This window comes from Agrococcus sp. TSP3-2-1, assembly GCF_049897585.1.
Lineage (GTDB): Bacteria > Actinomycetota > Actinomycetes > Actinomycetales > Microbacteriaceae > Agrococcus.
The window spans coordinates 407,126-417,471 of sequence record NZ_JAFCWN010000003.1 but is presented as its reverse complement, the minus strand read 5'-3'; the positions used below and the strand labels follow the sequence as shown (position 1 = coordinate 417,471).

Below are 10,346 nucleotides of genomic sequence, written 5' to 3'. Positions count from 1 at the left end.
GCCTCGAGCACCTCCGCGGCTCCGCGCTCGGCTTCCGCAACCTCGCCAACTACATCGCCCGATCCCTGCTCGAAGCCGGCGGCTTCAGACCGGCGCTACACCCTCAAATGCGATGAGCCGGTTTAATGCCGGTTCCTTTCGAGTCTGGAAGGAAGATAGTCATCATGCCGAAGCAGATCCCGGAGGAGACGAAGCAGCGAGCGATCCGGCTCGTGCTCGACCATCTCGATGAGTACCCGAACCTGACGACCGCGTGCGAGACGGTCTCGAAACGGCTCGGCTTCGGGGCCGAGTCGCTGCGCCGATGGGTGCGGCAGGCTCAGATCGACGCCGGCGAACGGCAGGGTGCCTCGACGAGCGAGTCGGAGCGGGTGCGGCGGCTTGAGCGGGAGAACCGTGAGCTGCGTGAGGCGAACGCGATCCTGCGCGACGCGGCGGTTTTCTTCGCCGGGGAACCCGACCCCCGACGCCGCTGACCGTCGGCTTCATCGACGAGCAGCGGGCCAAGGGCCGCGCGGTCGAGTCGGTCTGCCAGGTCCTGCGGGAGCAGGGCGTGGAGGTCGCCGCGCGAACCTACCGGGCGTGGAAGCGCGCCCAGCCCAGCAGCCGCGCTGTGGGTGACGCGGTGGTGATCGACGCGCTGCGGGCGACGGTCGGCACGCCGGAGGGCATGTACGGGCGGCGGAAGATGACCACGCATCTGCGACGTGCCGGCCACGACGTGTCCCAGCGGCGGGTGGACCGGCTGATGCGGGATCTCGGCCTCAACGGCCGGGTGCGCGGGCGTGGCGTGCGCACGACCGTCCCGGATCGGAACGCCGAGCGCGCACCGGATCTGCTCGAGCGGGAGTTCACCGCGCCCGCGCCGAACCAGCGCTGGGTGGCGGACTTCACCTACGTGCGCACCTGGGCCGGGTTCGCGTACGTGTCGTTCGTGATCGACTGCTTCTCACGCGCGATCGTCGGCTGGCAGGCCGCGACCACGAAGACGACACCGTTGGTGACCACGGCGCTGCGGATGGGCCTGTGGCGGCGCGATCGAGCCGGCCGCCCGGCGCTCGACGGACTGGTCCATCACAGCGATGCCGGGTCTCAATTCACGTCCGTGAGCTTCGCCGAGACGCTCGCCCTGGAGGGCATCGCTGCGTCGATCGGCTCGATCGGCGACGCGTATGACTATGCCCTCGCCGAGTCGACGATCGGGCTGTTCAAGACCGAAGCGATTCGCGACGACTCGCCCTTCCGGACCGGTCCGCTCAAGCAGCTGGAGGACGTCGAATGGGTCACCGCTGAATGGGTCGACTGGTACAACGCCAGGCGCCTGCATTCCACCCTCGGCGACGTCCCTCCCGAGGAGTTCGAGGCCGCGTACTACGCTGACCTCGAAACGCCATCACACCCGGTGCTGGCACCCGCATAGGAGCGGCAGAGAACCGGGGACGGTTCACTTCGCCGGTGGCTCGGTTGCTGACGGTGACGGTGGTCTCGTCGATGAGGATGAGCACGGGTGTGCGGGCGTGGTCGATGCCGATGCCGAGGTGGTGGAGTCGGCCGGCGCGGCGGAGGGTGAGCTTGCCGAAGCGGTCGACGCGGTCGTGGCGGATGCGCCAGGAGCCGTGGTCGGGGTTGTCGGCGGGTGTGGCTTTGAGGGTGGCGTCGTAGGCGGTCTGCGGGGTGCGTCTGGCGAGCGCGCGGTGGGGCCGGTCGTGGTTGTAGTGGTGCCGGAAGGTGTCGAGCTGCGTCTGCAGCGCGGCGAGGTCGGCGGCGAGTGGTTGGGCGGCGAGCCAGCGCCCCCGGGTCTGGTGGAAGCGTTCGACCTTGCCTTGCGTCTGCGGGTGGAAGGGGCGGCCGCCCAGCTGCTGGATGCCGAGCGAGGCGAGGAGCTGCTCGAAGCCGTTGCGGGTGCCGGTGGCGCGGGTGGTGAACACGCGGCCGTTGTCGGTCAGGGTCGCGGCGGGCGCGCCGTGGGCGGCGACGGTGGCGGTGAACGTCTCGATCACGGCGGCACCGGTCACGGGGCGGTGGGTGGTGCAGGACAGCAGCAGCCGGGAGTGGTCGTCGAGCCAGCCCCGGATCTCCACGTCGGTGCCGTCGGCCAGGCGCCAGTGGGTGAAGTCGGACTGCCAGAGCTCGTTCGGCTGATGCGCCTCGAAGCGGATCATCGCCGACCGCGGCCGCTTGCTCGGCTCGGGCGCGATCAGCTGCGCCTCGAGCAGGATGCGGCGGATGGTGGAAGTCGCCGGCGCCGTTGTGCCCTCGCGTTCGAGCCGGGCGGCGATCGATGCGGGGCCGGCGTCCCAGCCCGCCGCGGTCAGCTCCTGCCGCAGCGCCACGACCCGCTCGCGCACCGGGTCGGTGGCGCGGTTTGGGTTCGAGCGCGGACGTCTCGAGCGCGGCTCGAGCGCGTCCAGGCCGCCGGCCTCGTAGCGGCGGACGAGCTCGTGCACCCACCGCCAGGTGACGCCGAAGCGCCGAGCGGCCTCCGCCTTGCTCAGGCCCTGGCGGACGACGGAGAGGACGATGACGCGCGACTTCGACACGCCTCAATGTGAACGATGTCCCGACTCATATGTGAACGATGTCCCGACTCATATGTGAACGATGTCGTGAACCAGCACACCTCCAGGGGCACCGTTGCGGTGAGTCGCGTGCGAGCTTCGCTCGAGGAGTCGGCGGCCCATGGCGACACTTCCCAGCGGGATAGCGTTCGCTGTCCGATCGGGCTGCCCATGGCGATCGCCCGGTTCCCGGCCAGGAAGCACCTCGCCAGCGTGGTGATCGTCGGAGCGCAGCGGGAAGGCGGTTGGGCACCCGCCACCTGATGGAGGCGGCGGAGCAGAACTCCGCGGCAGTTCGGTGCCTCGCCACCAGACTGGCGGTGCCCGCGGTTGCGGCGCCATCCGCGTCCGACAAGCGCGGATCGCTCTGCCCTCCGAGCAGTCCTCGTCAGTCGCTGGTGAGTCCGGAGTACGCGTGCAGACCCTTGAAGAAGAGGTTGACGACCGTGAAGTTGAACACCACGGCCGCGAAGCCGATGATCTGCAGCCAGGCGGAGCGGGAGCCGCGCCAACCGCGAGTCGCTCGCGCGTGGATGTAGCCGGCGTACAGCACCCAGATGATGAAGGTCCACACCTCCTTCGTGTCCCAGCCCCAGTAGCGCCCCCACGCGTGCTCCGCCCAGATCGCGCCTGCCACGAGGGCGAAGGTCCAGAAGATGAACCCGATCACGCCGACGCGGTAGCCCAGGTCTTCGAGCTGCTCAGCGCTCGGCAGCGATCGGAGGAAGCCGTTGGTCCGCCGCTCCTTCACGAGCTGGACGACGCTCAATCCGGCGCCCAGGGCGAAGAACCCTGTCGCGAGCGTGGCGACGAAGACGTGGATGACGAGCCAGTAGGTCTGGAGGGCCGGAGGGAGGGGGACCGGCGGCACGTAGAAGTTGACCGTCGCGGTGCCGAGGAACACCACGGCGAGACCGGTGATGAAGACGCCGAGGAACCTGAGGTCTCGCCACAGCCGGGACAAGACGAAGACGCCCACGATGATCGCGACGCCCGTCAGTGCGAACTCGTACATGTTCGCCCACGGGACGCGGCCGGCGGCCAGTCCCCGGAAGACGGCGCCCGCGACATGCACAGTCCAGCCGATCACCGTCAGGACGAAGCCGATCCGAGCGCCGCGGCCAGCCTCGGCCGCAGCGATCGAGGGCGATGTCTGCCCGCCCACCGAGGAGCCGCCGCCGATGCTCACCAGCTCGCGGTCAGCGGCGGACCTGGCTGCCGATCGCTTCGCCACATCGATGGCGAACGCCGCGAAGGCGAGCGTGTAGACCGCCATCGCCGAGTAGACGGCCAGCAGCGCTGCCGCGTCCCATTGATCCATCGTCACGTCGTGATCCTCTCTCCGGGTGGATGCGTCGCTGCGGCCCGGTCACGCAGGCGGACCGCGAGGGCGTCCACCGCGCGCTCGAGCATCGGGTCCTCTCCGCGCGCGAGTCCTGCCAGCTCGAGTCCCGCATCGGTCGCCTTGACCCACATCCGGCGACGTGGGATGAGCAGCGATGCGAGCAGCGAGAGGATGAGCGCGATCGTGATCCAGAGCACCGCGGTCTGCGTGTGGTCGACGTGCACTTCGATCACCCCGTACCGCAGGACGTCCTCGAACGCGATCGTGCCGAGCCCGCCGGGGAGCTCGAGCGACTGGCCGGGCACGAGGATCAGGGATTCCGCTGCCGAGTCGCCACCGGCGATCGGCGTCATCTCGTCCGTCGCGAGCGAGTAGACCGAGCGCGGGATGCCTGCATCGAGTCCCAGGTCTCCCGTGAACGCCTGCAGGGAGAGCACCGGATTCAGCACGTCGGTGTAGCCGGAGGCGAGTGCTCCGCTGCTCAACTGCACGGCTGTCGGGTAGAAAAATCCGCGCAGGCCGAGTTGCTGCTCGAGGCCGTCGGGCAGCTTCATCACGCCGAGGCTCGTCATCAAGTCGTCCTGGGCGAGGAAGGGCGTGTACTCGTCGTAGACAACGTTCCCATCGGGGTCGCGCACCGAGATGCGGGGTGCGTAGCCGTTCGAGATCAGGTAGAGATCAGCGCCTGCAACCGAGAGCGGCTCGTTGACCTTGATCTGCGCGGGCCGCTCACCGCTCGGCTCGCTGACGGCGACTCGCGCGGTGAAGTCGAGCGGGGCGCCCACCGCGTGGCGGTTCTCGGTCTCGTACTCCACCTCGAGGTCGTCGAGACGCACGGCGAACGGCTCCAGCGAGCCGTCGTCGAACCACTGCCCAGCCGAGAAGGTGTCGTAGCTCGAGAGCGTGTTCGCGAAGCCGCGACCCTCGACGAGGAGCCGCTGCCCCTCGTAGCCGAAGCCTGAGCCGATGCCCACGACGAGGATCATCGCGAGCAGCGACGTGTGGAACAGCAGGTTGCCGGTCTCGCGGAGGTAGCCGCGCTCAGCAGAGACGCTCTGCCCGTATCGCGCGGTGCGGTACCCCAGGCGCCGCAGCATGCGCTCTGCGCGATCCAGATCGTCCACGGTCCCCGGCGCGGTCTGGAATCCGACGAGCCGCGACAGTCGCGCGGGCGTCTTCGGCGGTGCGGCAAGCATGGCCTTCGAGTGGTGCACAAGACGGGGGATGACGCATCCCACCAACGACGTGAACAGCAGGATGTAGATGGCCGAGAACCACGGGCTCGTGTAGACGCCGTGCAGCGAGATCACGTCGTACAGCCAGACGAGCTCCGGATTGTCGGAGCGGACCTGGATGACTCCGTTCGGGTCGCTCGATCGCTGCGGCACGAGGCTGCCCGGCGGCAAGTGCGAGCAGCAGCAGGAGGACGATCGCGGTCCTCATCGAGGTGAGCTGGCGCCACAGGAAACGCGCCCATCCCGCGGGTCCGAGACGCGGCACCCCGGCGATCGGCGCAGCACGGTCGGGCGCATCCACGTGGTCTCCCGGCCGCAGCGGGCCCGACTCAGATGACCGTGGCATACGACGCGATCCACCCTTGCATCTCGTTCATGATGAGGTCCCAGACGCCCGTGACCATCAGCAGGCCGATGAGGATCAGCATCGCGCCCCCCGCGATGTTGATCGCTCGCACGTGGCGTCGCATCCACGCGATCGTGGAGCCCATCCACCCGAGTCCGGCCGCGAGCAGCAAGAACGGGATTCCGAGGCCCAGCGCGTATGCGAGTCCCAGCACGGCCCCCTGCCCCGCGCTGCCCGTCGTGACCGTCAGGGCGCTGATCGCGGCGAGCGTCGGGCCGGAGCAGGGGGTCCACCCAAGCGCGAAGATCACGCCGACGAGCGGCGCCGTCCACATGCCGCCCGCCTTCAGCTGCTGCGGCTTCCAGACGCGCTGCAGGAAGCGCATCTGACCGATGAACACCAGCCCCAGCACGATGAGCAGCACGCCGAGCACCCGGACGAGCAGCGACGACCACACGAGGAGGAACGAGCTCACAGCGCCGACGAGCGCGGTGCCGAGCACGAACACCGTGGTGAAGCCGCCGACGAACAGCGCCACGCCCGCGATGAGCCGACCGCGTCCGCCGTCCTCGCCGACGAGCGATCCCATCAGGCCGAGGTAGCCCGGCACGAGCGGGAGGATGCACGGGCTGGCGAACGACACGATGCCGGCCAGCAGGGCCACCGGCACGGAGAGCAGCAGCTCGCCGCTCAGCACCGCCGCGGCGGGGTCGAGCGCTCGCTGCGCGAGCATCTGGATCATCGCTCGAGCTCCTCCCGCAGCAGCGTCGACAGGATGCTGGTGTCGCTGACCGCGCCCGAGACGCGCGCGGCGACGCGCCCCTCGGCGTCGAGGATGATCGTCGACGGGACCGCGTTGGGGGCCACGACGCCTGCGAACGCGAGCTGACCCTGCGCGGAGACGTCGTCGAGGACCGACGGGTACTCGATCGCGAACTCCTCCTCGAACGCCGTCGCCTGCGCGCCGCCGTCCCGGACGTTGATGCCGATGAAGTCCACCTGGTCGCCGTACTCGGCGTGGAGCTCAGCCAGCACGGGAGCCTCCACGCGGCAGGGCGGACAGGCGGCGTACCAGAAGTTCACGAGCGCGACCCCGTCGAGCTCCGCCGAGTCGAACTCGCCGCCGGTCGCGACCGGCCCGCTGAACGATCCGGGCTTCGTGCGCTCGTCGAGCGGGATCTCCGTGACGATGCCGTCGCCCGCGATGTAGCCCGCATCGCCCGCTTGCCCCGCGGGCCCTTCCGCGCAGCCGCTGAGCAGCAGCGCGGCGGCTGGGCCGACCGCGACAAGACCCCGACGAATCGAACCCAGCATGCTTCCTCCGATCGGCTCTCAGCAGCGGTCAGGACTGCAACGGACGCCAGGTCTGTCCCTGGTCGCTCGTCCGCTGAAGTCCTGACTCCCCGGCGACCACGACGTCGCCATCGGGCAGTCGCGTGAGCGCGGAAACCTGCTCCGGCGTTGTTCCCATCGCGCGCCACGCCTCGTCAGGGCCGGACTCCCACAGCGCGCCCTGCTGGTCGACGCCCACGATGGCGTCGCCTGAGCCGCCCAGCAGCACGAGCGCCGGGGCATCGGCAACCGGCTCGAAGGTCCCGCCTCCATCCAGGCTGCTCGAGAGCCCGGCGAAGCTCGTCATCAGCAGGCCTCGGTCGGCGGCGAGCAGGTCGTACGTGTCGACGGCAGTGCCCTCGCGCCAGCTGACACCCATGTCTTCGCTGATCAGCAGCTGTCCGGCGTGCGATCCGACGATCGTCTCCGCCTTCGGATCGTAGGTCAGCGCGTGGAAGTCGGCCACACCCTCGAGCGAGACGGCATCCCAGCTCTCGCCGAGGTCGTCGCTGCGGATGAGGCCCACATTGGGGCCGCGGAGGGGTTGAGGTCCGCTCGTGCCGGGGTGGCCCGACGCGAGGAGAGCGTGCTCGGCGACAGCCATCCCCATGAGGTCGATCCTCAGGTCCCCGGCGGGACCGCGGACATCACCGTCGGCGAGGTCGACGGTGAACAGTCCGTTGTGCGTCGCGACCAGCAATGACTGGCCGTCAGGGCTGGTGGCGAGCTCGTGCACGTGATTGTCCTCGGTGAGGGCAACCGAGGGTGGGGGCGCGGCGCAGGAGGCGAGAGCGCCGATCGAGGTCGAGAGGGCGGCGGCCGCGAGCAGGCGGCGACCGATTCGAATATTGGTGGGCATGATGTGTCCTTCGTGGCATCCGGAAGCTGAAGCGCGCATGGCGGCGCGGCGGCAGGCGTCACCGCCCGCACGACTGATCGGGGCGGCGACACCCGCCGCCCCGATCAGCGAAGGGTCAAAGCTCGGAGAGCATCGACTCCATCTCGGCGATCTCGGAGGACTGGTCGGCGATGATCCGCTCGGCCATCTCGACCGCCTCGGCGTCCTGGCCGTCGGTCACCTCGGTGCGCGCCATCTCCACGGCGCCCTCGTGGTGCATGATCATCTGCTCGAGGAAGAGCCGCGACGCCTCGGGCCCCGGGGCTTCCTCCAGCAGTGCCATGTCGGATTCCGACATCATCCCGCTGTCACCGCCGTGATCCATGCCGGCGTGCTCAGACGAATCCACTCCCCATTCGGCGAGCATCGCCTCGAGCGTCTCGATCTCCGGCTGCTGCGCGGCTCGGATCCGCTCTGCCAGCTCGAGGACGCCCTGATCGACATCGTCCTTCGCCAGCACCATCTCTGACATGTCGATCGCCTGCTGGTGGTGCACGATCATGCCGCTCGCGAACACGATGTCGGCCTGGTTGAAGGCCGCCTGCGCCGTCGCGGAGGCGGAAGGGGTCGTCGGCTCGCTGCTCGGAGCCGGGTTGCTGCTGGTCGCGCAGCCGGTGAGCACCAGCGGGATCGCGACGGCGCTCAGTGCGAGCGCGCGGAACTTCATGGTCATGTCTTGCATCTCTTTCAGTGGTGGAGCATGGTCGGTTCGGAGCTCGGATGCACAGGGCAACCGAGTCGCGCGATCATGTCCGACTGATCGAGAGCAGGATGAGGGACGGTCCCGGCACTGCACGAGCTGCAGCAGCAGTCGCTCGCAGAGGCGGCGCGCCAGCCCGGATCGTCCATCGAACGCGGGCCAGCGGAAGTAGCGCCACGACGGCCAGTAGGGCGATGACGCAAGTCACCACCATCAGACCGAGCTCATCGCATGCCACCATGCCGCAATCGAGCCCGACGGGAGCAGGTTGTTCTGCCGCCGCCGTCGTGTGCACGACCGCGGGCGCGCTCGCGTGCGGGGAATGGTGCGATCCACCGCCGAGCACGTGCATGGCCAGGAGGCCCGCGATGACCGCGGCCACGGCGACCGCCATGGCGAGCATCGTGCGGGCTCGGATCGGAGCGGGCATGGTCATGCTGCGCAAGGCATCCATGGCCACCTCCTCCGATCTGCATCGGAGACGCTACCGGGTGAGCCTATGAGGTCCGCCAGCGTGCCGCTGACCAGCCACGACCAATACGGTGTCGTCATGACACGCGCGAGGAACAAGCGGCGGCAGCGTGCAGCTGACGGGCACGCACTCACCGTGGTGGTGTGCAGGGGCGGCGACTGCGGAAGTCGAGCGAAGCATCCCGGCGTGGACCACGTCGGACTCCTGCGCGAGACGAGGGAGTTGGTCGGGCGGTCGGCGCAGGTCGCGCCGAGCAAGTGCTTGGATGCCTGCGAGCACTCGAACGTCGTGGTCGTCGTCCCAGCGGCCGCGGCATCGGAGGGCGAGCCGGTGTGGATCGGGGACGTGAACGACTCGGATGTCAACGCGGCGCTCTGCGAGTACGTCCGATCGGGAGGGCCAGGAATCGCCGACCTCCCGATCGAGCTCGAGCTGCGCCAGTTCCGCGCCACGCGACGAAACCGCGAGGAGCTCGACGTCGAGACGTCGATCACGGACGCCTGACGTGCAACGACCAGCCGGGGCAGCGGTCGCTCAGGGCCGCTCGAGGCTGAGCTCTCGAGTCTGCAGCCACAGGATCGGGTCGAAGGAGACGTAGTCCGCGTTCTTCAGCTCGAGGTGCAGATGGGGACCGGTGGAGCGGCCGGAGTTCCCGACCTGGCCGATGACGGTCGTGACGTCGACGACCTGACCCACTTCGACCTGGATCGAGCCGGGCACCATGTGCGCGTACCAGGACTGCACGAACTGGCCGTCGATGTTGTGATCGATGAAGACGACGTATCCGCCGCCACCGGGGTTGTCGCCCTGCCAGACCTCGGAGACGACGCCGTTCGCGATCGGTCGGATCTCGGTGCCGAGTCCCGGCGCGATGTCGGTGCCTCCGTGGAATCCACCGGCCCGGTTGCCGAACGGGCTCGTGATCCGCAGCTGCGCGAGGCCCGGGAACGGGCTCTGCACGTAATCCGTTCGGAGCATGCTCCAGACGTCGGGCAGCGCCGGGTCGCCACCGTAGGAGGATCCGCGGGGCTCTGCATCGGCCACCGACTGGTACCGCGCGAGCTCGTCGTCGGAGATCGTGGCGGCCGCGACGGGATCGGTGACGATGATGTCGTCGCGCGTGAACACGGTCTCGCCCTCGGCATCGATCGGTGCGAGCTCTTGCGACTCCGGCTCGATCGATGCCACCTGGGGATCGAGCCGGTCGGGCGCCTGCATCGCTTGCGCCGGGAGCGTCGTCACCACGACGAGTGCTCCGATGAACGCGAGCGCGCTCGCAGCGGTGACCTTCCTCGCGATTCCTCGAGCGCTCCCGATGCGCCGCGGGCGTGGGGACGCGTGGGGCGTCTGCCGTACCTCGTGCGCGGTCAGCCGCACGGGGCGTCGGGCCGGCGCCCTCGCCGACGGGGCTTCGTCGGCGCCGAGAGCGGGGTTCGGGGCCGATGCCGCCCGTTGCGCCG

10 protein-coding genes and 1 pseudogene are annotated in these 10,346 nt (G+C 69.4%); 2 read left to right on the top strand and 9 right to left on the bottom strand.

The features are described from left to right. The first annotated feature begins 164 nt into the window (after nucleotides 1-164). Nucleotides 165-1,420, top strand: a protein-coding gene (locus ACP7BI_RS06780) for an IS3 family transposase (protein ID WP_425844562.1) whose coding sequence is annotated in 2 segments (ribosomal slippage) — nucleotides 165-435 and nucleotides 435-1,420 — 1,257 coding nt in all. Because the reading frame shifts where the segments join, the coding sequence is not laid out codon by codon here. On the opposite strand, the pseudogene ACP7BI_RS06775 reads toward ACP7BI_RS06780, so the two are convergent. From ACP7BI_RS06775 to ACP7BI_RS06740, 8 genes and pseudogenes are all read right to left on the bottom strand, one after another. Continuing rightward, nucleotides 1,338-2,540: pseudogene (locus ACP7BI_RS06775) on the bottom strand (IS481 family transposase); the annotation flags it as partial. The gene ACP7BI_RS06780 and the pseudogene ACP7BI_RS06775 sit on opposite strands and share 83 nt — an antisense overlap. Nucleotides 2,541-2,946: 406 nt before the next feature. Further along, a complete protein-coding gene (ccsB, locus tag ACP7BI_RS06770; protein WP_425844596.1) occupies nucleotides 2,947-3,879 on the bottom strand; it encodes a c-type cytochrome biogenesis protein CcsB in 933 nt (310 codons plus the stop codon). Between the two features lie 2 nt (nucleotides 3,880-3,881). After that, nucleotides 3,882-5,309, bottom strand: a complete 1,428-nt coding sequence (gene resB / locus ACP7BI_RS06765) for a cytochrome c biogenesis protein ResB (RefSeq protein WP_425844560.1) — start codon at nucleotides 5,307-5,309, stop codon at nucleotides 3,882-3,884. 158 nt (nucleotides 5,310-5,467) lie between these two features. Further along, complete coding sequence (locus ACP7BI_RS06760) at nucleotides 5,468-6,226, bottom strand: cytochrome c biogenesis CcdA family protein (protein WP_425844559.1); 759 nt, start codon at nucleotides 6,224-6,226, stop codon at nucleotides 5,468-5,470. Then, nucleotides 6,223-6,798: a TlpA family protein disulfide reductase gene (locus ACP7BI_RS06755; RefSeq protein WP_425844558.1), complete on the bottom strand. Its 576-nt coding sequence runs from the start codon at nucleotides 6,796-6,798 to the stop codon at nucleotides 6,223-6,225. Before ACP7BI_RS06755 ends, ACP7BI_RS06760 begins: the two co-directional genes overlap by 4 nt. Before the next feature lie 28 nt (nucleotides 6,799-6,826). After that, nucleotides 6,827-7,675, bottom strand: coding sequence for a WD40/YVTN/BNR-like repeat-containing protein (locus tag ACP7BI_RS06750; protein WP_425844557.1), 849 nt, complete (start codon nucleotides 7,673-7,675; stop codon nucleotides 6,827-6,829). A gap of 115 nt (nucleotides 7,676-7,790) precedes the next feature. Further along, on the bottom strand, nucleotides 7,791-8,447 hold the full coding sequence (locus ACP7BI_RS06745; RefSeq protein ID WP_425844555.1) for a DUF305 domain-containing protein: 657 nt from the start codon (nucleotides 8,445-8,447) through the stop codon (nucleotides 7,791-7,793). Nucleotides 8,448-8,460: 13 nt separating this feature from the next. Next, nucleotides 8,461-8,868 (bottom strand): DUF6153 family protein, encoded by a 408-nt coding sequence (locus ACP7BI_RS06740; protein WP_026374348.1) that lies wholly within the window; start codon nucleotides 8,866-8,868, stop codon nucleotides 8,461-8,463. A gap of 96 nt (nucleotides 8,869-8,964) precedes the next feature. Between ACP7BI_RS06740 and ACP7BI_RS06735 the strand changes: the two genes are divergently transcribed. Next, entirely contained in the window at nucleotides 8,965-9,390 is a 426-nt protein-coding gene (locus ACP7BI_RS06735; protein WP_026374349.1) for a hypothetical protein, read from the top strand. A 30-nt stretch (nucleotides 9,391-9,420) separates the two neighbouring features. On the opposite strand, the gene ACP7BI_RS06730 is transcribed toward ACP7BI_RS06735, so the two are convergent. After that, a complete protein-coding gene (locus ACP7BI_RS06730) occupies nucleotides 9,421-10,131 on the bottom strand; it encodes a M23 family metallopeptidase (RefSeq protein WP_026374350.1) in 711 nt (236 codons plus the stop codon). Nucleotides 10,132-10,346 lie beyond the last annotated feature (215 nt).

What these genes read in the sequence shown, in the direction of transcription:
- ACP7BI_RS06750 (WP_425844557.1), bottom strand. Translation starts at nt 7,675, where the DNA reads ATGCCCACCAATATTCGAATCGGTCGCCGCCTGCTCGCGGCCGCCGCC.
- ACP7BI_RS06760 (WP_425844559.1), bottom strand. Translation starts at nt 6,226, where the DNA reads ATGATCCAGATGCTCGCGCAGCGAGCGCTCGACCCCGCCGCGGCGGTG.
- ACP7BI_RS06735 (WP_026374349.1), top strand. Translation starts at nt 8,965, where the DNA reads ATGACACGCGCGAGGAACAAGCGGCGGCAGCGTGCAGCTGACGGGCAC.
- ccsB (WP_425844596.1), bottom strand. Translation starts at nt 3,879, where the DNA reads ATGGATCAATGGGACGCGGCAGCGCTGCTGGCCGTCTACTCGGCGATG.
- ACP7BI_RS06755 (WP_425844558.1), bottom strand. Translation starts at nt 6,798, where the DNA reads ATGCTGGGTTCGATTCGTCGGGGTCTTGTCGCGGTCGGCCCAGCCGCC.
- ACP7BI_RS06740 (WP_026374348.1), bottom strand. Translation starts at nt 8,868, where the DNA reads ATGGATGCCTTGCGCAGCATGACCATGCCCGCTCCGATCCGAGCCCGC.